The sequence below is a fragment of the Sphingobium sp. AntQ-1 genome (assembly GCF_028538045.1).
GTDB lineage: Bacteria > Pseudomonadota > Alphaproteobacteria > Sphingomonadales > Sphingomonadaceae > Sphingobium > Sphingobium cupriresistens.
Map to the genome: position 1 here is coordinate 675,389 of NZ_CP117158.1, position 20,378 is coordinate 695,766.

Consider the following 20,378-nt stretch of genomic DNA (forward strand, 5'->3'; position numbering starts at 1 on the left):
GGAATTGATCTGCTCTCACGAAGGCGAACGGCGCTGGATCGGTGGCTCACTGTCGATAACTTGATATTTGGAAACTTCCTGTTACATTATCTAGTGATAACGGAAAGCGAAGTTTCCAATGCCGACACCCCATCAACCCTCGATCGCCGTCCGCCGCGCATTACGCAAGCTTGGGCAGGATATCCTCGACGCTCGAAAGCGCCGGGGATTGCCGGCCGAGGTGGTGGCCGAGCGTGCCTTTACCACACGCCCGACCCTGCGACGAATTGAGGCCGGTGACCATACCGTCGGCATGGGCATCTACGCCGCGGTGCTACAGGCACTGGGCCTGCTCGATGGACTGACGCAGATAGCCGATCCTTCCGCCGACACCGTGGGCCTCGCTCTATCCGCCGAGGCTTTACCTGAACGCGCCCGACTGCGCCGGCGGAAAGGGCCAAGCGATGCCGGATGACGTTGAGGTCCATATCGATCTGGATGGCGAGACACGGCGTGTTGGCACGCTCTATGCCCCTCGTCGCGGCCCCCGCGCGCCGGTTACGTTCGAATATCATGATAGCTGGCTGGCCGAGACGAACCGCTTCTCTCTCGAGCCAGCGTTAAGGCTCGATCGCGGCACCTTTGCACCGAATGAGGGGCTGTTCGGGTCGATTGGCGATTCCGCGCCCGACACCTGGGGACGCCGCCTCATGCAGCGTGCCGAGCGGCGTCGTGCCCAGATCGAAGGACGAGCGGTTCGCGCACTCAGCGAACTCGACTATCTGCTTGGCGTGTCGGACATTGCCCGGCTAGGCGCATTACGGTTCAAGCGGATTAGCGAAGACACATTCCAGGCTCAGACCGATGCGGGCGTGCCCGGATTGATTGAGCTTGGCCGACTGCTTGCCGTGACCGAACGCATCCTGCGCGATGAGGAAACCGACGAGGATCTACAGCTCATATTCGCCCCCGGTTCGTCACTGGGCGGTGCGCGCCCCAAGGCATCGGTCATCGACCAGCATGGCAATCTGGCGATCGCCAAATTCTCCAAGGAGACCGACGACTATCGTATCGAGCTCTGGGAAGCGGTCGCCATGCAACTGGCCAAGGCGGCTGGGATTGTCGTGCCCGTGACCGAGTTGCTTCAGGTTGCCGACAAGCCTGTCCTTTTATCGCGCCGGTTCGATCGCGACGGCGCGCAGCGCATCCCCTTTCTGTCCGCGCTCTCGATGATGGGCCTCAAGGATGGACAGCATGGCAGCTATCCCGAACTGGTCGATGCCCTCACCCAGTTCGGCGCCAGAGCCAGCGATGATGCAGCGGAGCTGTTCCGCCGCATGGTGCTGAATATCCTCATCTCGAATGTCGATGACCATCTGCGCAATCACGGCTTCCTCTGGCGGGACAAAGCAGGCTGGACGCTCTCGCCAATCTACGACCTCAACCCCGTACCTGCGGACGTGAAACCGCGCATACTCACGACTAATATCGATCTGGATGAGGCCACGTGCGATATCGAACTGGCGCTCTCTGTTGCGGGATATTTCGGGCTCACCGCGAAGGAGGCAAAGGCCATCATCGCCCAGGTTGGCGTAGCCGTCTCCGCATGGCGGGATGTCGCGCGGCGAAACGGAGCGAAAGCCTCGGAGATCGATCGTATGGCCAGCGCCTTCGAACATAAGGATCTCGAGCAGGCTCGACATTTCTGACCCCCGGAGCAGACAAGCCAACCAATGACGGAAAAATCCGGCTGACGGGCCTCACTCGCCCCATTCAATCCTGATCTGCGCCTGCAGGACACGTGCTGCACGCGCGATGTGTTTCAAGGAAGTCCGGCGGCAGGACTTCTGAAAGAAGCGCCCCGTCCCTGCCCGCCTGTCAAGTTCAACGAAGGAAATGCACATCTCCTTCGATCGACGGCGGATCGCATCAAGCGCCGGATCATCGAACAACGCCAGTCGCGGCTTTCGTCGTTCGGCACCGATATGGCATGCCTTGCTCTTGATCTGAGACAACCGCAATCCGGGAAAGAGCACGGTCAATTCCTTGTCGGCCACGCTTTCGCGATAGGCCTTACGAAGCCGCGCCACCTCCACATTCGTCCAGACATGGCGCCGTGACACGATGCCGAGCACCCGTACGCGATGCTTTATTGCCGACAGCGTCCGGCCTGATAGGCGCTTCTCCAGCGCCCGGTAGTCAGGATAGATATCGCGCAGCAGTTCATCCTCCGCCGCAGACCACTTTGTACACGCCCTGCCCTTATCCAGATCATTTCGAGGTCTACTCATTGGACCAGGAGATCGCCGGACGACCGCCGAGGATTGTCATCGCCCTCTGCAGGGCCCGCCAATCCAGGTGGTGGGGCGAAACAAAGTACCGGGTCCGGCCGACAAATACATCCAGATCAGTCATCGAAAGGCGACATTCGAACGCCCGTTTCCGAACGCTGTCGACGAGCGGCATCCCCGTCAGCTTGGGAGCGCGCCGTGGACGACGATATCCCATGTGGAAAGCTTTCTTCCATATCTGCGACCGGGTTTTGCCCAGGAACATTTCGAGAAGTTCCGTCATAGGCACGCCAGCAACATAGGGCTTTCGCAAGCGGACCGCCTCATCGCCAATCCATATCTTACGCGGAGGTATCAGGCCTAATTGACGGGCCTTGTGAACCACGGCCGTAGGTGTCCTACGTGGCAAGGCGAGACACGCGGCCTTCCTGTTGGGGAAAGTCTGGTGCAGATCGGCTATCTCGTCCGCCGTCCAGACCGGATCCCCCGCGATGGTACACCCCGTCTTTTCGATATGACGAAGCAATGCCATCCGCCCACGCTCGCCGCGGCTCTGCCCGTATGAAGGAATCATGGTGCGTCCCAGGAGGTTTCTGCTGCGGGTAGAATAGGGATAATCTATGCGTCCTCGTGACATCGCAGCCGACGGGCGATGTGGCTGGGGAAAAGCCCCCTCATTCCCACCCGGCATCCGGCACACATGCGCTTCATTTGGCACAAAAAGGGCAGAAATCAGCACATTCGGCACTTCAGTGCCCTACCCCTTGCGCGGCGAATCACCTTGCTGCATCAGGATATTGGACCAGACGAAAAGGCTGGATGTGCAACAGGCCAATCCGGGTTCTGAACTGCCAGTCCAATCAGAAGGCCAGGGCTTCAAGCATATGATGGCTTGCTGCCTGCTCTTTGAACATGTGGACAAGATCGCCGAGCAATGCGTGCGATCCACGGCTCGGAAGCGGATGTGCCACAGGTTCCAATGAGGAGTTCTGAACTGCCGCTTCCATGCTCAACGGGTGGTTAGGTTGCTACCCGGTAACGGCCATGGCCGACCTTCAGGAGCAGCCCTTCATCGCACATGCGGGAGAGGTAGCAGCGAGGGATACCAACGTCCGTGAGATCCTTGGTTCTCACTTCGCCCCGCTCTCGTACAAGGACGACGGCGCGTTCCCTCAAGGATAGTTTCGGAGCAACTGCTGATTTGATACGTTCCTTCCGATCACGATCACGCTTGCGGACCCCATGCGTGGGTTCCCGTGGAAATGACAGAGGTGCGTCTGTGGCGAACTCATGGGACAACACTGCCGGCTTGAGCAAGGAATTTCTTGCTAACGCACGGTATCGTGATATAGTTTTTCTTGCTTCCTCGGATGCGAATATTAAAATTGTTTTAGACGTATCCTGAAATGGGAGCCAAATTGTACGCTGCGATTTTTCGGCCTCTTTTGGCTGATTTTCACGCATCGCAAAATCAGACATTTTATCAAGCATTCCAAAGGGTTCGTTGAACTCTACTCTTAGCATTCCGCCGGCCCAGACAGTGTTCGATACTAACAGTTTTAAAAGTGCATTTTGGGTGCCTGGAGACTGTTTATTGAACATTTTATGCGCGTTCCGGCCAAGCTCCAGAAGCGCGATACCGTCATCGACAATGAGGTCCTCGGTGCTGTGGAGACTGTGGATCGGCGTGCAAAAAGGACCCCGTTAGCGGGGTGATCGGCGTCTAAAAGGGACCCCTCATTTCGATGGTTTAAGCAGCCGGCTGGATTTTCAGGCGGCGAGATCGGGATGTTGGTTTTGGAGACAGTTTTACGGATCCGGCGCGAGTATGCCGGAGGCAAGGCGATCAAGGCGATCGCACGGGATCTGCATGTGTCGCGGAAGGTCATCCGCAAAGCGGTCCGAGCGCCGGAGGGCGCCTTTGATTATCAGCGCAAGGTTCAGCCGCTGCCCAGGATCGGTCCGTTTCAGGAGCGCCTGAACACGCTGCTGGAAGAGAACGAGCTGCGCGGCAGGCGTGACCGGCTGCGGATGACGCGGATCCATGACCTGCTGGTGCGCGAAGGCTTTGAGGGTTCTTACGATGCGGTGCGGCGCTATACGACGCGCTGGAAGATCGAGCGGCGCAAAGATGCCGGCGATGGTGTCACGGCCTTCATCCCGCTGATGTTCAGGCCAGGCGAGGCCTACCAGTTCGACTGGAGCCATGAAGATGTTGAGATCGCCGGGGCACCGATGCGGGTGAAGGTCGCGCATATGCGACTGTGTGCCTCACGCGCGGTCTATGTCCGGGCTTATCCTCGTGAGAGCCAGGAGATGCTGTTCGACGCGCATGCGCGCGGCTTTGCTTTCTTCGGCGGCGTGCCAGGGCGCGGCATCTACGATAATATGAAGACGGCTGTGACGAGCGTGTTCACCGGCAAGGAACGCGTCTTCAACCGGCGGTTCCTGATCATGACCGACCATTATATGGTCGAGCCCACGGCCTGCTCGCCTGCGGCGGGATGGGAGAAGGGTCAGGTCGAGAACCAGGTGCAGACGATCCGGGGTCGCTTCTTCCAGCCCCGGTTGCGGTTCGCCAGTCTCGAAGAGCTCAATGGCTGGCTGGAGGCCGAGTGTCGGCGCTGGGCGGAACGGCAGCCCCATCCCGAACAGGGAGAGCTGACCGTGGCGCAGATGCTGGAGATCGAACGATCTGCGCTGCAGCCGATGCTGGGACCGTTCGACGGCTTCAATGAGAGCGAGCATGCTGTGACCGGCACCTGCCTGATCAGCTTCGACCGCAATCGCTACTCGGTGCTATCGACGGTGGCACGACGCACGGTGCAGGTCCGCGCCTATGCCGATCGCATCGTCGTTCGCTGCGGCGAAGAGGTTGTCGCTGAACATCCTCGCTACTTTGGGCGCAACCGCACGATCTATGACCCCTGGCATTATCTGCCAGTGCTGGCCCGCAAGCCTGGCGCGCTGCGGAACGGTGCCCCCTTCCAGGACTGGGATCTGCCACCGGCGCTTGCCCGCCTGCGCCGCAAGCTGGGTAATGGCGACGATGCCGATCGCCGGTTCGTCCGTGTGTTGTCGGCCGTACTGACCGATGGCCTGGAGCCTGTCGAAGCCGCTGTGCGTGAGGCACTGGCGACGGGCACGGCAAGCGACGACCTGATCCTCAACATCCTGGCACGACGCCGGGAACCGCCGCGTCCTCTGACGATCATCACCTCCGAGGATAGCGCTCTGCGCCATCCCCCGATCGCCGACTGTGCCCGTTACGACCAGCTGAGGACCTTCGATGCAGCGGCATGATATGATCGAGGCCATGCGCGGGCTTGGACTCAAGGGCATGGCGGGCGCGTTCGACGATGCCGTCACCACCGGCCTTCAGCGCCAGCGCACCACCATGGAGATACTGACCGATCTCCTGCGAGCGGAGGCGACGCATCGTCATGCCGCGTCGATCCGATACCGGATGGCCGCTGCCAGGCTGCCAGTCGTAAAGGACATCGATGCCTTCCGGTTCGAGGGTACCCCGATCAACGAGGGGCTTGTGCGTTCATTGCACAGCGGCGCGTTCCTGCCCGCACGGCGCAATATCGTCCTGGTCGGCGGCACAGGCACAGGAAAGACCCATCTGGCCATCGCCATCACCGCCAATGTAGTGCGCTCCGGCGCCCGAGGCCGCTACTTCAACACGGTCGATCTGGTGACCCGCCTCGAAGAGGAGGCCAGGATCGGCAAGAGTGGCGCTCTCGCCGCCCAGCTATCCCGCCTCGATCTGATCGTGCTCGATGAACTGGGCTATCTGCCGTTCGCCCGATCAGGCGGCCAGCTGCTGTTCCACCTGATCAGCAAACTCTATGAGCAGACCAGCGTCATCATCACCACCAACCTCGCCTTTGGCGAGTGGCCCACCGTGTTCGGCGATCCCAAGATGACCACCGCGCTCCTCGACCGCGTCACCCATCATTGCGACATCGTCGAGACCGGCAATGACAGCTGGCGCTTCAAAAACCGCAGCTGATCCCCCCCAGCACCGATCAATTAGAAGATGTTTTGCGCTGCGCGCGCCTCCGGTCGGGCTACGCCCTCCCTACGCCGCGCGCAGCGCAAGGAAGCCCGTCACATCAACGCTCCGCCATCCTGACAGGGGGTCCCTTTTGCGCGCCGATAAGGGGTCCCGTTTGCACGCCGATTGACACCTCGTAGCCCAGCATAACCAGATCTGCATGTAGCTGCTTGGCTGTTCGCTTCTGCTTGCGCGACTTGCCGGATTCCACCCGTAGCCACGTCGTCAATTTTTCGGCAAACTGATCAAGCTTGCTCGGCCGTTTGGGAACCTTGAACGTCGGCTCCACCGCGTCATCGCGCAGATATTTGCGGATCGTGTTGCGCGATAATCCAGTCCGTCGCCTGATCTCGCGAATGGGAATGCCTTGCCGAAAATGCCAGCGGCGGATCACACTGAGTAAGTCCATGTCGATCACTCCGATGCCTCCTGACTGTCAGCCAGGGGCGAGGAAAACATGGGTCAATTCTCAGTGAAAACTTATAACCCTCCCGGGTCACTTCTCAGTGCAACTCAACACCGATAGAGGCTTTATCGGCTCATTTCAGCGCCAGGCTCCGAAATGTTATCGACCATCGGGTTTCGGCCATCTCAACGATGCTATGTTCCCAAGCGTGCCGCGCCGCTCCGGAGAGATGATAGATGGTCCGCGGCGCCAACGACGCATTGGAACGCTTGAAAGCACCATCCGCCCGTCGGCGAAACCGCATCGTCGCAGGCATTCCAAGCGAAATGCCCACGACATGCTCGAACACCGGCCTGTCCTTGTGCCAGCCAATGCCGGCGCCGGGATCATAGCGGATCAACAAAGCTTGCACGAGTTCCCCCGGCGCGAGCCCTGCGAACGCCTCGGCGCGCGCTTTGATCGGCAACAACCAGTCCGGTATCGGATCGGCAGGCGCGAAGCGGCCATTTTCGAAATCATAGCTCCAGCCATAGCTATGGGTGAGCCGCTTTCCCGTCCATTGCTGGAAACGGAAGGGCGAAAGGTCCGTATGGTCGATGCGCGCGATCAGCGCGCGTTCCTCGGCAACGGATAGGAAGGCGTCGGCGCTGGCGAAGCCCGGCAGCACAGCCGCGCCGAACAACTCGGCCTGATCATTACCGGAAAAGAGTGGAAGCATCGACATGATGGATCAGAGCGCCAGAGACGTTTGCACCGGCTTGGGATTGATCTCTTCGATCAGGAAACTGCGGGCAGGCGGCGTTTGCAGCAAATCGATCTCGGGAACCGTGAAATCCAGCCATTGCATGACCTGCCGGCGATGAATGATGGCGCCCTGCCGTTCCTGATAGCGCATCACTTCCGGGTTCGCGTCCACCGTGATGACGCGGTAGCTGAGCGGCCACTCGCCGATCGCCGGCTCCCATATGCCGGCGAGATAGAAGAAATTGCCGCCGTCGAGCGTCACGCGAAACCGGCGCTCGTCGTTGCGGATATGGAATTCCGAAGCCGGGATCAGGCAACGCTGGGCAGGAAAGCGCCGTCCTTCCGCGCGCGCGAAACGATAAGAAACTCCATCGGCGAACTGGGGGTTTGAACCCCATGTCGCCTCCACCATCTCGATTTCGCTTGGATCCTCGGGGTTTCGCCGGATGATGGCCCGGCGATCGTCGAGCGGCGCCTCGGTATCAAAGGGGGTGGCTTTCGAGTCCATGAAAAGGAACATACAAGGAACAAGCGTTTCGGACAAGGGCGGACAAGGACCACCAACATGTGTAACGACTATCGCCTGCTCATAGATATCGCATCGATCGTCGAAGACTTTGCGGATCTCAAGATTAAGATCAAGATGCCGGAAGGAGCGCCCAACGTCGCCGCGCGCGAGGATGTGAAGATCACCGACATGGGCCCCATCGTCCGGTCGGTCGAGGGGGAGCGCGGAATAGGGGAACTCGTCAGTCGGCGCTGGAGCTGGCCCGGCCAGAACGGCCGCCCGGTCTATAATTTCCGCTCCGAGGGTCGAACCTTTGCCTCGCATCGCTGCCTCATCCTCGCCGACGGCTTCTATGAGTTCACCGATCCCGCCGATCCCAAGCAGAAGCGGCTGGATAAATGGCTGTTCACGATGAAGGATCATGACTGGTTCTGCATCGCGGGCATCTGGCGCGCCGACGCGGCCGGCGAGGCCTTCACGATGCTGACGATGGATGCGGGTCCCGACGTCTCGCCCTATCATCATCGGCAGATCATCCCCCTGCGACGGGATCAATGGGCTGACTGGCTCGACCCTGCGGTGCCGGCCAAAGATATTCTGCATTGGCTGCCCAAGGGCAGCCTTCCCGTCACACAGGTGCATGGCGCGCCGCCCGCACAGGCATCGCTGCTATGACTGGCCAAAAGGAAGGCCTCGACCGTTTCGTTGCGGCCCAGGAAGAGGTCTATCCCCGAGCCCTCGCCGAATTGCGCGCCGGGTCGAAGCGATCGCATTGGATGTGGTTCATCTTTCCACAGCTCAAGGCGCTTGGCCGCAGTCCGATTGCTCAATTTTACGGCATCGTCTCGCTCGGCGAAGCACGGGCCTATGACGCTCACCCGGTGCTCGGTGCGCGCTATCGCGCCTGCGTGGAGGCGCTGCAGGGGCTGTCGACCAGAGATCCCGTGGCGGTGATGGGGTTGGTGGACGCCATGAAGTTGCGCTCCTCTCTGACGCTGTTCGAGCAGGCTCGCCCTAGCCCGCTTTTGGCTGCCGCGATCGAGCGATGGTATGACGGCGAGCGCGACGACGCTACGCTAAGGCTCCTCGAGCAGTAATGCTGAAGCCATTCCAGGTCGAACAGCAAGAAGGCCTCGCCGGTTCAAACCGACAAGGCCTCTATGGGAGCCGGCGCGACGAACGGGGGGCGTCGCGTCCAGCATCGGCTAAACCCGTTGGACAGCGGCTGGTTCCACCGCTTTTGTTCGCTTACCAAAATAGCCCGGGCCCCACTTGACCCCAAGCGATGAGAGGTGGAACATAAAGGGAACATTTGAGTCGTGCCCTTCATGTCTATCGCCCTGCCCTCCGCTACGCCGTCATCCCAGGCCGACCTGTCCGCGCTGCGCGCGGATCTGGTGCGGGCGCGGGCTGCGCGTGGGCCTGCGCTGGACTTTGGTCTGCCTCAAATAGACGCACGACTCGCCGATGGCGGACTTGACGGTACCGGTCTCCATGAGATCGCCGCTGCCTCGGCAACATTGAGCGATGACGCGGCCGCCACCCTTTTCGCGGCCGGCATAGCGGCACGCTTTGCCGCCAAGGCGACGAGCGACGTCTTCTGGGCCATGACGGCGTTCGATCTCTATGCGCCGGGTCTCGAGCAAGTGGGGCTTGATCCCGGCCAGATCCTCTATGCGCAAGGCCACAAGGACAGCGTGGTGCTGGCGATGGCCGAAGATGCTCTGCGTTATGGCGCCATGGCCTGCGTGATCGCGGAGGTGAAGGCCGCCGACATGACCGCGACGCGCCGGCTGCAGCTCGCCGCTTCCGACGGACAGACACCGATGCTGCTCTATCGGCGGCATCGATCGCGCGACCGCTGTCCGCTCTCCCTGCCCTCCTCGGCCATGACGCGCTGGCGGATCGGCTGCCTCGCGTCCGAGCGCCTGTCTTGGCCCGGGGTTGGGCGGCCGCGCTGGCAGGTCGAGCTTGTCCGGCAGCGGAACGGCGATCCCTTTTCTCTCGAGCTGGAGGCCTGCGATGCAAAGGGTCGCCTCGCTCTTCCTGCCGCAATTGCCGATCGAGCGATTGCGCGGGAACGAGCGGCCAGCAACGCTGCCTGAGGCGCCGCCGGCGAACGCGCTGCGCTTTCCAGAGCCGATCGACGATGATCCGGGCGCCTGCTCCGTCCCGCGCGGTGGCGGCTGGCGCCCCGGCGCGCGCAGGGCGCGGGACGGCGCGCTGGGACGTCGGCCATCGCGGTCCGACATGGAGGCCTTGCCGGCCCATCAAAGGCCGACAATGCGCGAGATGGGCAGGCGCAGTGAGCATGCAGAACATCCCTTCAAAGCGATGCGATCAGACGACGGGCACAGCGGCACGCTGGCCGCTGCGCCGAGTTGGGCGGCATGGTGGGGCACGCCGACCGTGCTCGTCACCCGGAGCGGTCAGAAAGATATCATCACGGCCGCCTCCCCGCGCGCGCTCGAACTTGGCCTGCTGCCCGGCATGGCTGCCGCTCATGCCCGTGCGCTGGTTGCCGATCTCGACGTCCGCGACGCCGAGCCGGACGCCGATCGCGTCTGGCTCGACCGGCTTGCCCTTCACGCGGCGCGGCAATGGACGCCGACGGCGAGCGTATCGGGGCTCGACGGGCTGTGGTTCGATCTCAGCGGCACGACGCACCTGTTCGGGGGCGAAGATCATTTCTGCCGGCGGCTGCTCGCTTTCTTGAAGCGCCTGGGTTTCACGGCCCGGATCGCGGTTGCTGGGACGCCCGGCGCCGCGCATGCGCTGGCGCGGTTCGGCGGCCGCCCGATAACCTTGCTGGCGCCCGGCGAAGAGGCCCAGGCGATCGCCGACCTTCCGCTCGCCGCGCTCCGGCTCGAACCCGAAGCCCTGGTCGCGGCGGCCCGTTTCGGGTTGGAGCGCATCGCCGATCTCTATCCCATGCCGCGCGGCCCGCTCGCGCGCCGGCTTGGTCTTGCGACGGTCGATCGCCTCGACCAGGCAAGAGGCAGTCTCGCCGAGCCAATCGTCCCGGTCGTGCCCGCCGAGGCGCCGCGGGTGACACGCCATCTGCTCGAACCTATCGGCACGCCCGAAAGCATCGCCCAGGTGATCACCGACCTTGTCGACGATCTCGTGGTCCTGCTCCGCACGCGCGGGCTTGGCGCACGTGCGGTTCTGCTCATCGCCAACCGGGTCGACGGCGAAGCGCAACGCCTTGGCATCGGCGCCTCCCGGGCGACGCGCGACGAGCGGTATTTGAAGCGCATGTTCGCGCTTAAGATCAGCGAACTCGACCCCGGCCTTGGCATCGAGGCGATGCACCTTGCCGTTCCCTATCATGAGCCGCTCGGCGCCCAGGCCGCGGGCGCGCTTCTCGAGAGCTCGGGCAAGACCCGCGACATAGCGCCGCTCGTCGACCAGCTCGGCACGCGCGCGGGCGTGTCGGCGCTGTTCCGCCTCTCATCGCGCGAGAGCGACGTGCCCGAACGGGCGATGCGGCGCGTGTCGCCGCTCGCCACGCCCACCGGATGGCCGGGCTGGAAACGCCCGGTGCGGTTGCTCAAGCGCCCCGAGCCGCTTGCCAATGTCGTTGCGCTCCTGCCCGATCATCCGCCGCGCCGCTTTGTCTGGCGCGGTCAAAGCTACCGCGTTGTCGCCGGCGACGGGCCCGAGCGCATCCATGGCGAGTGGTGGCGATCGCCTCAGGAAATGTGGGCGGTGCGCGATTATTTTCGGGTGGAGGCGGAAGGCGGCGCGCGCTTCTGGCTGTTTCGCCGCGGCGACGGCGTCGAGGCTGAGACCGGCGACCTCAGCTGGTATATGCACGGAATGTTCGGCTGATGGCAGCGCCGCAAACGTCCTATGTCGAACTTCAGGTGACGAGCCATTTCTCGTTCCTGCGCGGCGCGTCCTCGCCCGAGGAGCTGTTCGCCGCCGCGGCGCTTCGTGGACATTCCGCGATGGGCCTGGCGGATTGGGGAACGGTCGCGGGCGTCGTGCGCGGATGGGATGGCCAGAAGGCGACCGGGGTCCGGATGATCGCGGGGAGCCGGGTCGATCTGGTCGATGGTCGCGCGCTGCTCCTCTATCCTCGATCGCGCCCGGCCTGGTCGCGGCTGACGCGGCTCCTCTCGATCGGCAAGAAACGCGGCGGCAAGGGCAAATGCCTGCTCGAATGGGCGGACGTCGCTGCCCATTCTGAAGATATGGTCGGCATCCTGGTACCCGATATGCCCGGCGACATCACGGGCAGCCATCTTCGCGACCTGTGCGATATATTCGGGCCGCGTGGCTTTTGCGCGCTGTCGCTGCGCCGTCGTCCGGACGATGCCGAGAGGCTGCACCGGCTCGATGTCCTTGCGCGCGTAAGCGGCGTACGGTCGGTTGCGACCGGCGACATCCTCTATCACAGCGCCGAACGACGTCCGCTGCAGGACGTGATGAGCGCGATCCGCGAGAAGTGCACCATCGACGAGCTGGGTTTCCGCCGCGAGCGGTTCATGGATCGTGACTTGAAATCGCCCGCGGAGATGGAACGCCGTTTCGCCGCTTTCCCCGACGCGATCGCAGCCAGCGCCGCCATCGCTGCGCAATGCACCTTCGATCTTGGCGAAATCCAATATCAATATCCCTATGAGGAGGTGATGGAAGGGCGAACCGCCCAGCAGGCTCTCGCTGCGCTTACGAGACAGGCGGCCGAGGTCAAATTCCCCGACGGCGTCCCCAAGCGCTATCGCGACCAGATCGACCATGAGCTCGGCCTCATCGAACGGCTCGGCTATGCGCCCTATTTCCTGACGGTCAATGCGATCGTCGCCGAGAGCCGGCGACGCGGTATCCTGTGCCAGGGGCGTGGATCGGCTGCCAATAGTTGCGTGTGCTATCTGCTGGGCGTCACGTCGATCGATCCGATCCAGCATGAGCTGCTGTTCGAACGGTTCGTCTCGGGCGAGCGGCGCGAACCGCCCGATATCGACGTCGATTTCGAGCATGAGCGCCGCGAGGAGATCATCCAGTGGATTTACGAGACCTATGGTCGCGACCACTCGGCCCTGACCGCCGTCGTCACCCGCTATCGCACGCGCGGCGCCGTCGCCGAGGTCGGCAAGGCGCTCGGGCTCCCGCGCGACTTGACCAAGATGCTGACGGGTCTGGTCTGGGGTTGGAGCATGGATGGCATTCCGCAAGAGCAGATCGAGAGCCTCAATCTCAACGCCGAGGATCATCGCCTGAAGCTCACCCTGGACCTGGCGCGCCAGCTGATCGGCACGCCACGCCATCTCTCGCAGCATCCCGGCGGCTTCGTACTGACGCAGAATCGGCTCGACGATCTCGTGCCGATCGAGCCCGCGCGGATGGAAGACCGGCAAATCATCGAATGGGACAAGGACGATATCGACGCCTTGAAGTTCATGAAGGTCGATGTGCTGGGGCTTGGCATGCTCGGCTGCATGAACCGCGCGTTCAACCTTCTGGAACAGGACAAGGGCATCCGCGTCACGATGGCGGATCTCCAGGACGATGACCCCGACGTTTACGCCATGATCCAGAAGGCCGACACGCTCGGCACCTTCCAGATCGAGAGCCGCGCGCAGATGTCGATGCTGCCGCGCATGAAGCCGCGGGAATTTTACGATCTCGTGATCGAAGTCGCGATCGTGCGCCCCGGGCCGATCCAGGGCGACATGGTCCATCCCTATCTTCGCCGGCGCGAGGGGAAGGAAAATCCCGAATATCCCAAGCCGGAACTGCGCGCCGTGCTCGAAAAGACATTGGGCGTGCCGCTGTTCCAGGAGCAGGCGATGAAGGTCGCGATCGTGGGCGCGGGGTTCAGCCCGCAGGAGGCCGACCAGCTTCGCCGCGCCATGGCAACTTTCAAGCTCACCGGCGGCGTCAGCCACTTCTACGACAAGCTCGTGGGCGGAATGGTCGCGCGCGGCTATCCCAAGGACTTTGCCGAGCGCACGTTCAAGCAGATCGAGGGGTTTGGCTCCTACGGCTTTCCCGAAAGCCACGCGGCCTCCTTCGCCAAGATCGCTTACGCGTCCTGCTGGATGAAACATCATCATCCCGACGTCTTCTGCGCTGCGCTTCTGAACGCCCAGCCCATGGGCTTCTATGCGCCCGCGCAGATCGTGCGCGATGCGCGCAACCATGGCGTCGAAGTCAGGCCCGTCTCGATCAATCACAGCCATTGGGACTGCTCGCTCGAGGAGACTAGAGGCCGATACAAGGCGGTCCGTCTCGGCCTCCGGCAGGTGCGCGGCCTTGCCAACATCCATGGCGCGGCGATCGTCGCGGCGCGCGGCCCCGCTCCCTATGAGAGCATCGAGGAGGTGTGGCGCCGGGCCGGCGTGCCGCGCGCCGCGATCGAGCGGCTGGCCGAGGCCGATGCTTTCCAATGCCTTGCCGATGACCGGCGCCAGGGGCTTTGGAAGGTCAAAGGCCTGGGCGAAGCGCCGCTGCCGCTGTTCGCGGCGGCCGACGCGCGGGAGCAAGGCTTCTCGCCCGAAGGCCTGGAACCGGACGTGACGCTTGCCAAGATGACGGCGGGCCGTGAGGTGGTCGAGGATTATCGGGCGTTGCAGCTCTCGCTGCGCGGCCATCCGCTGCAATTCCTGCGCGCCCGACTGGACGAGATGCGTATCGTCAGATGCGCGGATCTTACGACCGTGCGCGAAGGCCGCAATGTCGAGGTCGCCGGCGTGATCCTTGTCCGCCAGCGGCCGGGCTCGGCCAAGGGCGTTCTGTTCGTAACGATCGAGGATGAGACGGGGGTGGCGCAAGGCATCCTCTGGCCTGACCGCTTCGAGATCTACCGCCGCCAGGTCATGTCCGCCTCGATGATCGCGATGCGGGGGCGCCTCCAGAAGGAAGGCGAGGTCATCCATATCATCTGCGACCGCATCACCGATCATGACGATATGCTGCGCTCCATCGGACGCATGGATTTCAGCGTCATGCCGGGACGCGGCGATGGTGCGACCCATGGGGGCGGACCCGACCCGCGCGATCCGGGCATACCGCGCGGCCGAACATTGGCGTCGGCGCCATTCGGTACGGCCGCCGAACGAGAAGAGATCGTGCGTATCCGCAGCCATGACTTCCATTGACGCGAACGCGCGGACCGGCGGCACGGTCGAACGCGCACTTAACGTGCTGCGCGAGGCGGCGGCGGACAAGCGCAAGGCGCAGACGCGCGGCGTCGCCCTTGCCCTGTGGGTACTGCGCGGCCTTTGCGCCGACGAATGGCTGGTGACATTCTGGGAATGTGCGGGATCGGACGACGAGATCGGCCGAAGCCAGGGATTGCATGCCTCCTATAACGGGATCGTGCGCCAGCTCAGGACCAATGGTGGCATGGCAGGAGTGCCCCGCCCTGACGGCACCCGATGAAATGAGAGTGCCCGCGCCCTATATCGGCGGTGAGCAGGAGTTTCGCGAGAGTTGCAAACATGGCCAATGGCTGGGCGCCCGATGGCGCGGTTCAGGATCAGATCGACGACAGCGTGAAGGACGCTCTGGCGAGCGCACGAGCGCGCCTGCCCTCGGGGCCGGGCCTCGTGGATTGCGAGGATTGTGGCGAGCCCATTCCGCAAGCCCGACGCCGCGCCCTGCCTGGCGCACGTACCTGCGTTGCTTGTCAGGAAGGACGCGACAAACGCCCCACCTATTCGGGCATCAATCGCCGCGGCAGCAAGGACAGCCAGTTACGGTAATGGCCCGCAACGGGTCCGTGGCACCGTCAGATGATCAGGGTCCGCCGACGAACGCGCTGCGGTCGATCAGGACTTCGCCTTCCTCCTCGCCGTCCCAATAATGTGCGCTGGTGGCGTGGACCTTGATCAGCACGAGACCTGGCGTATCGGCGCCCTGCTTGAACCAGCGATCAAGATCCTTGGTCCAGTGCGCCTCGAAGCTGGCCTTGTCGCGGATCAGCTCCGCCTGCCCTTCGATGGCGATGAAGAAGGGCCGAAGCCCCAGCATGCCGGCTTTTCCCTGAAAACTCAGGCCGACCTTGGGGTCGCTGGCGATGTCCGCAACCATCTGGGTATCGTCGGTCGTGAAGAACCAGCTATCGCCGTCATAGTCGACGTCGCGATTATTGCTCATCGGCCGCGACCCGATGGTGCCGCCCGGACTGTGGGTCGAGAGCATTGCGAAGTCGATATCCTTCATCTTCTCGGCGAGGTCTCTTACTGTTCTTTCTGACATATCGTGCTCCTCGAAACTAAGGTTGTTGAAATCGGTCGGTGCGCCCGCTGCCGATCTTCGTCACTATGAATGCTGATCTAGCTTCCAGGCTCGACATTGGTCTCGGCCGCAAGACCATTCTCGTTTTCGTCATCGGCGGGATTGCCTTCCGCCTCGATCTCCTTGTCCAACTCTTCCAGTTCGAGGTCACTCGGGACGGGCGAGCCTTTTTCCGGCTCGGGCGGATTTCCCTCGTCCTGCTCGGGCGCGGGAAACGGGCGGTCATTTTCGTCTTCGGGGGCCATGACAGTCTCCTTCAGCTGCCCAACGCGCCATGTCGTCATCGGCTTCGTCCCAACGTAAATTCATTGGAATCTCCCCACGCCGCGCTTCTGCCCGGCGAACCCGATCCGCGGCTCCGGAACGTGCTGGCCCGCGCAGTGGTTTTGAGACGATGATCGTCTTTCTAGACCTCGAAGCCTCGTCGCTTGGCAAACACAGCTATCCGATCGAGGTCGCCTGGGTGTTCGAAGACGGGCGCACCACGTCCTATCTCATCAAACCGGCCGCAGGCTGGACCGACTGGGACGAAAGCGCGCAAGCGATCCACGGCATCGAACGGGAGACACTCCTCGCCGAAGGCACGAGCCACGGGGTGGTCGCCCAGCAGATGCTCGTCGCGCTCAGCGGTCACGCGCTCTACGCGAGTGCACCGTCCTGGGATGGCAAATGGCTGAGCGCATTGCTGCGAGCCGCAGGCCTGCCGCGCCACGCACTACGGCTTCAGGATAGCGACGACCTGCTCCATGAGACCGCGCGTGAAATCCTTGCTCCTCACCGTCCCGGCGCGGCCATCGAACGCGAAGTCGCGAACATTCTGGCATTGACCGAGGTGCGCGACGATCATGTGCCAGCACACCGGGCCCTGCCGGATGCCGTGGCTGAACGGGATCGCTGGCTCGCGGTTCGCGCAGCCGCTCAGGCTTCTCTCGCTTCGAGAATTCCGCATGGCTGATCCGGCCAGACGCGTTGGCCACCATCCCGTTACGCCGGACGGGCGCTATTTCGTCGTGCGCGGACGGCTCTGGCGCATGTCCAACCCGGATCTCGGCGAGGACAGGCGCGCGACCTTCGTCCGCGCCCTCATGGCGGCACGGCGAAAGGTGGGCGCTGCCAAGCGCTCGGGGGACGAAGAGGCGGGAGATGCCGCGCACGCTGCAGTGGATGAGGCAAAACGGGCGCTAGGCGAGCGAGGACCGGTCTGGTGGACGGATGGCGCGCCCGACCTCAATCGTCATATGGCCCGAACGACGCCCTATGCGCATTGGTATGCCGCTCTCGACGGCGATCAGGGCGAACCGGAACGAGATTGATCGGCGCCTGTCTCCCTATCCTCCAGACCTACCTCCCCACAGGGTCATTGAAGTCGATTGTCCGGATCAGCACGGCCAGGCGGTTGTCATCGGCCCCTCCCCACCCCCAATCGGATCGCGCTCGGGGACCTTCAGCGTTGCAATGCGGCGTCTCGCTGCATTGTCCGGAGCCGAGCGACAAATGTCCCAGTCCTCCCCGTCGGGATAGGCGCCGACCACGAGGAAGTCCTTGCTCTGACTGATGCGGCGGTGACCGGTACCGACCGGAAGGAGCAGCACATCTCCCGCGGTTACTTCGACCGTCCGGCCGCCAGGCCCTCCCAACTCGAGGGTCGCATTCCCCGCGGCGACTCCGAGCGCCTCATGCGACGTCGAATGATAATGGTGATAGCCGAAGATCGTATCGCGCCATTTGGGCGGCCAGCCATTGAGGGCAAACCGGTCCTCGAACGCCTTGGCGATCGTCTCGCACGGCCCGTTCTCGACGCCACGATAGAGGATGACCGGAAGGCGGGCATTGTTGGGCACCCAGTCATTCTCGGCAAGCAGGAAGGTCGCGATCTCCATTATGCATCTCCCTTGGGCCTGCGTGTCCGCTTTGGCCTGTCGGCAAGCTCGATCCAGACGGGCGCGTGATCGCTGGTCTTCTGCCAAGCACGCGGACGCCGATCGACTTCGGCTGCCACCAGTCGCGCCGCCGCCGGCTTGTTGAGCAGGATATGATCGATCCGCAGGCCCGCATCGCGCTGAAAGGAATCCCGCCAATATTTCCAGAAGCTGTAGATCGGCTCGCCGGGATGCAGCGCGCGCAGCGCGTCAGTCCAGCCTTGCTCCAAGAGGCGCGCATAGGCGGCTCTGACCTCCGGCGCGAACAAGGCATCGTCGCGCCAGCGCCCGGGCGCATAGACATCGAGATCGGTCGGCATGACATTGAAGTCGCCGGCGATGACGACCGGCGCATCTAATCCGACCAACTCGGAGAGATGGTCGTGCAACCGATCGAACCAGCGAAGCTTGTAATCGAACTTGGGCCCGGGACGCGGATTGCCGTTAGGGAGGTACAGGCCTGCGATCAGCACGCCATTGACCGCCGCCTCGATGTAGCGGCTATGGCTGTCGTCGGGATCGCCCGGAAGAGCCGGGCGGGTCTCATGAATCTCACCGACACGGCTCAGGATCGCGACGCCGTTCCAGCTCTTCTGCCCGTGCCATATTGCTTCATAGCCAAGGTCCCGGATCGCCCTCTCCGGAAATCGTTCGTCGGGCGCTTTCAGCTCCTGGAGGCAGACTATATCCGGTTGCGCCAGTTCGAGCCATCGCAGCAGCACCGGAAGCCGCCCGTTGACCCCGTTCACATTAAAGGTCGCGATCTTCACGAGACGGGCGCGGTTGGGATTACCCAGCACAAACCGAGCGAAGGCTGCGCCGTCGCGCGCCTTTGCGATTCCGACCTGTGTACAAAGGTCGCCGCCGTCCTACCGCACCGACGGTTCGGGCTTCCACCATCCGAAGTGACACTCTTCATGGCGAGGAAAAGTGCAAGAGAGCATAACTCGTTCCGGCCGCTCGAAGATACGGGCCGCAACGATACCTTTTGCCGGACCGTGATACGGTTCGTAGATGGTGCCGGATAACCTGCGGCGTCGGAGATAAACGTCCTTGCTGCGGGCAACCAGACCCCTATGAATTGCGTGCTACGCCGTTTTCTTGGGGGGCGCTAATGACGTTCGATAAGTTTCTTCTCGGTCGCCGCCGCAATCAGCTGACAGACGCGGATCTCGCTGCCCTGGAGCAGGCGGCAGGTCCAATGAGCGCGCTTTCTCCTCGTCATATGCTGATACGCGAGGGCGATCCGGTATCTATGAGCACCTACCTCGTCGATGGCTTTATGTGTCGCTACAAGGACGACCGTGAGGGGTACAGGCAGTTGATCGCCGTTCATGTGCCGGGCGACTTTGTCGACCTCCATGCTTATCCGCTCAAACGCCTGGATCATGATGTCGCGACCATGACCGCCTGCACCATCGCCCAGGTACCCCACAACAGACTAGACGAAATCATGGCGGAGCGACCCGGCATGGCGAAATTGCTATGGTTCAGCACCTTGTTGGACGCGGCGATGCACCGCGAGTGGATATTTCGGCTCGGCCGCCTCGATGCGATCCAGCGGCTTGGCCATTTCTTCTGCGAAATCGAGATGAAGCTGCGCGCCGTTGGGATGAGTGATGGCAGGCAATTCCACCTTCCCGTGACCCAAGCTGATCTCGGCGAAGCCTGCGGTCTGACTTCCGTCCACGTCAACCGCATGCTGAGGGAATTGCGCGAGCGCGACCTGCTGACGGTGCGAGCCCATCAAGTGACTTTTATTGACCCACCCGCGCTCTATCGGCTCACCGAATTCAACGCCGACTATCTTTTCATCGATGATTCTTTGACGGAACACTGATGGGTCCGTGTCGTTCGCTCCTTATCAGGTGGAGATCGACATGACCCAGCAGCCTTATTCTGACGCCGGAAAAGCCGTAGCGGAAAAAGGGCAGGTCCTGCTGGACGGGCCCGACGGGATTGCCATCGCCCTAACCCCGGACGCTGCGGAAATCACGGCGCGGGAATTATTACGCGCCGCAATGGAGGCGCGCTCACAGGTCGAATAAGCGGCCAATGGTCTTCCCAGCCCGGCGGCAATAGCGTTGCGTCGGATCAGGTCGATCCGACAGACCTCAAGCGTCCAGTGTCCCATCGGCAGGAACCTAAGGCGCCTGAAGTCATTACCGCTTAGCTGCAGTCTTGTGACAAGCAGTAGGGGGAATATGACAGGCTGCCTCAC

Annotated in this window: 24 protein-coding genes and 1 pseudogene; 15 read left to right on the forward strand and 10 right to left on the reverse strand. The window is 62.7% G+C overall.

The window, feature by feature from the left end; all coding sequences use genetic code 11:
* Window positions 1–118: 118 nt before the first annotated feature.
* Together sphantq_RS03390 and sphantq_RS03395 are read left to right on the forward strand one after the other, a co-directional pair.
* Window positions 119–454: a helix-turn-helix domain-containing protein gene (locus sphantq_RS03390; RefSeq protein ID WP_272799611.1), complete on the forward strand. Its 336-nt coding sequence runs from the start codon at window positions 119–121 to the stop codon at window positions 452–454.
* A complete protein-coding gene (locus sphantq_RS03395) occupies window positions 444–1,688 on the forward strand; it encodes a type II toxin-antitoxin system HipA family toxin (protein WP_272799612.1) in 1,245 nt (414 codons plus the stop codon). The genes sphantq_RS03390 and sphantq_RS03395 overlap by 11 nt, the downstream gene beginning before the upstream one ends.
* A 51-nt stretch (window positions 1,689–1,739) precedes the next feature.
* Here the strand turns inward: sphantq_RS03395 and sphantq_RS03400 are convergent, their stop codons facing one another.
* The 3 genes from sphantq_RS03400 to sphantq_RS03410 all read right to left on the reverse strand — a co-directional run bounded on the left by sphantq_RS03400 (window position 1,740) and on the right by sphantq_RS03410 (window position 3,872).
* On the reverse strand, window positions 1,740–2,270 hold the full coding sequence (locus sphantq_RS03400) for a hypothetical protein (protein ID WP_272799613.1): 531 nt from the start codon (window positions 2,268–2,270) through the stop codon (window positions 1,740–1,742).
* Window positions 2,263–2,553 carry a hypothetical protein gene (locus sphantq_RS03405; protein WP_272799614.1) on the reverse strand — a complete coding sequence of 97 codons (291 nt, stop codon included), beginning with the start codon at window positions 2,551–2,553 and terminating at the stop codon, window positions 2,263–2,265. The genes sphantq_RS03400 and sphantq_RS03405 overlap by 8 nt, the downstream gene beginning before the upstream one ends.
* A 737-nt stretch (window positions 2,554–3,290) precedes the next feature.
* Window positions 3,291–3,872: a type IV toxin-antitoxin system AbiEi family antitoxin domain-containing protein gene (locus sphantq_RS03410; RefSeq protein WP_272799615.1), complete on the reverse strand. Its 582-nt coding sequence runs from the start codon at window positions 3,870–3,872 to the stop codon at window positions 3,291–3,293.
* A gap of 186 nt (window positions 3,873–4,058) precedes the next feature.
* Here sphantq_RS03410 and istA point away from each other — a divergent pair, with 186 nt between their 5' ends.
* Both istA and istB read left to right on the forward strand, forming a co-directional pair.
* The gene (gene istA, locus sphantq_RS03415; RefSeq protein WP_125999130.1) at window positions 4,059–5,573 is read left to right on the forward strand and encodes an IS21 family transposase; all 1,515 of its coding nucleotides are present in this window, start codon (window positions 4,059–4,061) and stop codon (window positions 5,571–5,573) included.
* A complete protein-coding gene (istB, locus tag sphantq_RS03420) occupies window positions 5,560–6,288 on the forward strand; it encodes an IS21-like element helper ATPase IstB (RefSeq protein ID WP_272798407.1) in 729 nt (242 codons plus the stop codon). The genes istA and istB overlap by 14 nt, the downstream gene beginning before the upstream one ends.
* Before the next feature lie 172 nt (window positions 6,289–6,460).
* Here the strand turns inward: istB and sphantq_RS03425 are convergent.
* The 3 genes and pseudogenes from sphantq_RS03425 to sphantq_RS03435 form a co-directional block, all read right to left on the reverse strand.
* Window positions 6,461–6,742 (reverse strand): annotated as a pseudogene (locus tag sphantq_RS03425) (IS21 family transposase); the annotation flags it as partial.
* Between the two features lie 130 nt (window positions 6,743–6,872).
* Window positions 6,873–7,463, reverse strand: coding sequence for an alpha-ketoglutarate-dependent dioxygenase AlkB (locus tag sphantq_RS03430; protein WP_261935061.1), 591 nt, complete (start codon window positions 7,461–7,463; stop codon window positions 6,873–6,875).
* A 6-nt stretch (window positions 7,464–7,469) separates the two neighbouring features.
* Window positions 7,470–8,003 (reverse strand): SOS response-associated peptidase family protein, encoded by a 534-nt coding sequence (locus sphantq_RS03435; protein WP_272799616.1) that lies wholly within the window; start codon window positions 8,001–8,003, stop codon window positions 7,470–7,472.
* 45 nt (window positions 8,004–8,048) lie between these two features.
* On the opposite strand from sphantq_RS03435, the gene sphantq_RS03440 reads away from it, so the two are divergent.
* From sphantq_RS03440 to sphantq_RS03470, 7 genes are all read left to right on the forward strand, one after another.
* Entirely contained in the window at window positions 8,049–8,666 is a 618-nt protein-coding gene (locus sphantq_RS03440) for an SOS response-associated peptidase (protein ID WP_261935063.1), read from the forward strand.
* Entirely contained in the window at window positions 8,663–9,088 is a 426-nt protein-coding gene (locus sphantq_RS03445) for a DUF1810 domain-containing protein (RefSeq protein WP_272799617.1), read from the forward strand. The genes sphantq_RS03440 and sphantq_RS03445 overlap by 4 nt, the downstream gene beginning before the upstream one ends.
* A 231-nt stretch (window positions 9,089–9,319) precedes the next feature.
* On the forward strand, window positions 9,320–10,096 hold the full coding sequence (locus sphantq_RS03450; RefSeq protein WP_272799618.1) for an ImuA family protein: 777 nt from the start codon (window positions 9,320–9,322) through the stop codon (window positions 10,094–10,096).
* On the forward strand, window positions 10,014–11,825 hold the full coding sequence (locus sphantq_RS03455) for a DUF6504 family protein (protein WP_336314439.1): 1,812 nt from the start codon (window positions 10,014–10,016) through the stop codon (window positions 11,823–11,825). Before sphantq_RS03450 ends, sphantq_RS03455 begins: the two co-directional genes overlap by 83 nt.
* Window positions 11,825–15,097 carry an error-prone DNA polymerase gene (locus sphantq_RS03460; protein WP_272799619.1) on the forward strand — a complete coding sequence of 1,091 codons (3,273 nt, stop codon included), beginning with the start codon at window positions 11,825–11,827 and terminating at the stop codon, window positions 15,095–15,097. Before sphantq_RS03455 ends, sphantq_RS03460 begins: the two co-directional genes overlap by 1 nt.
* Window positions 15,084–15,380, forward strand: a complete 297-nt coding sequence (locus tag sphantq_RS03465; RefSeq protein WP_261935067.1) for a hypothetical protein — start codon at window positions 15,084–15,086, stop codon at window positions 15,378–15,380. The genes sphantq_RS03460 and sphantq_RS03465 overlap by 14 nt, the downstream gene beginning before the upstream one ends.
* 59 nt (window positions 15,381–15,439) lie before the next feature.
* Complete coding sequence (locus tag sphantq_RS03470) at window positions 15,440–15,703, forward strand: DksA/TraR family C4-type zinc finger protein (protein WP_261935068.1); 264 nt, start codon at window positions 15,440–15,442, stop codon at window positions 15,701–15,703.
* Between the two features lie 34 nt (window positions 15,704–15,737).
* Here the strand turns inward: sphantq_RS03470 and sphantq_RS03475 are convergent, their stop codons facing one another.
* Entirely contained in the window at window positions 15,738–16,199 is a 462-nt protein-coding gene (locus tag sphantq_RS03475; protein WP_272799620.1) for a pyridoxamine 5'-phosphate oxidase family protein, read from the reverse strand.
* Window positions 16,200–16,276: 77 nt separating this feature from the next.
* Window positions 16,277–16,483, reverse strand: a complete 207-nt coding sequence (locus tag sphantq_RS03480) for a hypothetical protein (RefSeq protein ID WP_261935070.1) — start codon at window positions 16,481–16,483, stop codon at window positions 16,277–16,279.
* A gap of 149 nt (window positions 16,484–16,632) precedes the next feature.
* On the opposite strand from sphantq_RS03480, the gene sphantq_RS03485 reads away from it, so the two are divergent.
* Both sphantq_RS03485 and sphantq_RS03490 read left to right on the forward strand, forming a co-directional pair.
* Window positions 16,633–17,193: a 3'-5' exonuclease gene (locus tag sphantq_RS03485; protein ID WP_261935071.1), complete on the forward strand. Its 561-nt coding sequence runs from the start codon at window positions 16,633–16,635 to the stop codon at window positions 17,191–17,193.
* Window positions 17,186–17,551, forward strand: coding sequence for a hypothetical protein (locus sphantq_RS03490; RefSeq protein WP_261935072.1), 366 nt, complete (start codon window positions 17,186–17,188; stop codon window positions 17,549–17,551). Before sphantq_RS03485 ends, sphantq_RS03490 begins: the two co-directional genes overlap by 8 nt.
* A gap of 66 nt (window positions 17,552–17,617) precedes the next feature.
* Here the strand turns inward: sphantq_RS03490 and sphantq_RS03495 are convergent, their stop codons facing one another.
* Together sphantq_RS03495 and xth are read right to left on the reverse strand one after the other, a co-directional pair.
* The gene (locus sphantq_RS03495) at window positions 17,618–18,118 is read right to left on the reverse strand and encodes a cupin (protein ID WP_272799621.1); all 501 of its coding nucleotides are present in this window, start codon (window positions 18,116–18,118) and stop codon (window positions 17,618–17,620) included.
* Window positions 18,118–18,927, reverse strand: coding sequence for an exodeoxyribonuclease III (gene xth, locus sphantq_RS03500; RefSeq protein WP_272799622.1), 810 nt, complete (start codon window positions 18,925–18,927; stop codon window positions 18,118–18,120). Before xth ends, sphantq_RS03495 begins: the two co-directional genes overlap by 1 nt.
* Window positions 18,928–19,271: 344 nt before the next feature.
* Here xth and sphantq_RS03505 point away from each other — a divergent pair, with 344 nt between their 5' ends.
* On the forward strand, window positions 19,272–19,997 hold the full coding sequence (locus sphantq_RS03505) for a Crp/Fnr family transcriptional regulator (protein ID WP_261935075.1): 726 nt from the start codon (window positions 19,272–19,274) through the stop codon (window positions 19,995–19,997).
* A 40-nt stretch (window positions 19,998–20,037) separates the two neighbouring features.
* Entirely contained in the window at window positions 20,038–20,205 is a 168-nt protein-coding gene (locus sphantq_RS03510) for a hypothetical protein (RefSeq protein WP_261935076.1), read from the forward strand.
* Window positions 20,206–20,378: the final 173 nt, after the last annotated feature.

What these genes read in the sequence shown, in the direction of transcription:
- sphantq_RS03390 (WP_272799611.1), top strand. Translation starts at nt 119, where the DNA reads ATGCCGACACCCCATCAACCCTCGATCGCCGTCCGCCGCGCATTACGC.
- sphantq_RS03395 (WP_272799612.1), top strand. Translation starts at nt 444, where the DNA reads ATGCCGGATGACGTTGAGGTCCATATCGATCTGGATGGCGAGACACGG.
- sphantq_RS03400 (WP_272799613.1), bottom strand. Translation starts at nt 2,270, where the DNA reads ATGAGTAGACCTCGAAATGATCTGGATAAGGGCAGGGCGTGTACAAAG.
- sphantq_RS03405 (WP_272799614.1), bottom strand. Translation starts at nt 2,553, where the DNA reads ATGACGGAACTTCTCGAAATGTTCCTGGGCAAAACCCGGTCGCAGATA.
- sphantq_RS03410 (WP_272799615.1), bottom strand. Translation starts at nt 3,872, where the DNA reads ATGTTCAATAAACAGTCTCCAGGCACCCAAAATGCACTTTTAAAACTG.
- istA (WP_125999130.1), top strand. Translation starts at nt 4,059, where the DNA reads ATGTTGGTTTTGGAGACAGTTTTACGGATCCGGCGCGAGTATGCCGGA.
- istB (WP_272798407.1), top strand. Translation starts at nt 5,560, where the DNA reads ATGCAGCGGCATGATATGATCGAGGCCATGCGCGGGCTTGGACTCAAG.
- sphantq_RS03430 (WP_261935061.1), bottom strand. Translation starts at nt 7,463, where the DNA reads ATGTCGATGCTTCCACTCTTTTCCGGTAATGATCAGGCCGAGTTGTTC.
- sphantq_RS03435 (WP_272799616.1), bottom strand. Translation starts at nt 8,003, where the DNA reads ATGTTCCTTTTCATGGACTCGAAAGCCACCCCCTTTGATACCGAGGCG.
- sphantq_RS03440 (WP_261935063.1), top strand. Translation starts at nt 8,049, where the DNA reads ATGTGTAACGACTATCGCCTGCTCATAGATATCGCATCGATCGTCGAA.
- sphantq_RS03445 (WP_272799617.1), top strand. Translation starts at nt 8,663, where the DNA reads ATGACTGGCCAAAAGGAAGGCCTCGACCGTTTCGTTGCGGCCCAGGAA.
- sphantq_RS03450 (WP_272799618.1), top strand. Translation starts at nt 9,320, where the DNA reads ATGTCTATCGCCCTGCCCTCCGCTACGCCGTCATCCCAGGCCGACCTG.
- sphantq_RS03455 (WP_336314439.1), top strand. Translation starts at nt 10,014, where the DNA reads ATGCAAAGGGTCGCCTCGCTCTTCCTGCCGCAATTGCCGATCGAGCGA.
- sphantq_RS03460 (WP_272799619.1), top strand. Translation starts at nt 11,825, where the DNA reads ATGGCAGCGCCGCAAACGTCCTATGTCGAACTTCAGGTGACGAGCCAT.
- sphantq_RS03465 (WP_261935067.1), top strand. Translation starts at nt 15,084, where the DNA reads ATGACTTCCATTGACGCGAACGCGCGGACCGGCGGCACGGTCGAACGC.
- sphantq_RS03470 (WP_261935068.1), top strand. Translation starts at nt 15,440, where the DNA reads ATGGCCAATGGCTGGGCGCCCGATGGCGCGGTTCAGGATCAGATCGAC.
- sphantq_RS03475 (WP_272799620.1), bottom strand. Translation starts at nt 16,199, where the DNA reads ATGTCAGAAAGAACAGTAAGAGACCTCGCCGAGAAGATGAAGGATATC.
- sphantq_RS03480 (WP_261935070.1), bottom strand. Translation starts at nt 16,483, where the DNA reads ATGGCCCCCGAAGACGAAAATGACCGCCCGTTTCCCGCGCCCGAGCAG.
- sphantq_RS03485 (WP_261935071.1), top strand. Translation starts at nt 16,633, where the DNA reads ATGATCGTCTTTCTAGACCTCGAAGCCTCGTCGCTTGGCAAACACAGC.
- sphantq_RS03490 (WP_261935072.1), top strand. Translation starts at nt 17,186, where the DNA reads ATGGCTGATCCGGCCAGACGCGTTGGCCACCATCCCGTTACGCCGGAC.
- sphantq_RS03495 (WP_272799621.1), bottom strand. Translation starts at nt 18,118, where the DNA reads ATGGAGATCGCGACCTTCCTGCTTGCCGAGAATGACTGGGTGCCCAAC.
- sphantq_RS03505 (WP_261935075.1), top strand. Translation starts at nt 19,272, where the DNA reads ATGACGTTCGATAAGTTTCTTCTCGGTCGCCGCCGCAATCAGCTGACA.
- sphantq_RS03510 (WP_261935076.1), top strand. Translation starts at nt 20,038, where the DNA reads ATGACCCAGCAGCCTTATTCTGACGCCGGAAAAGCCGTAGCGGAAAAA.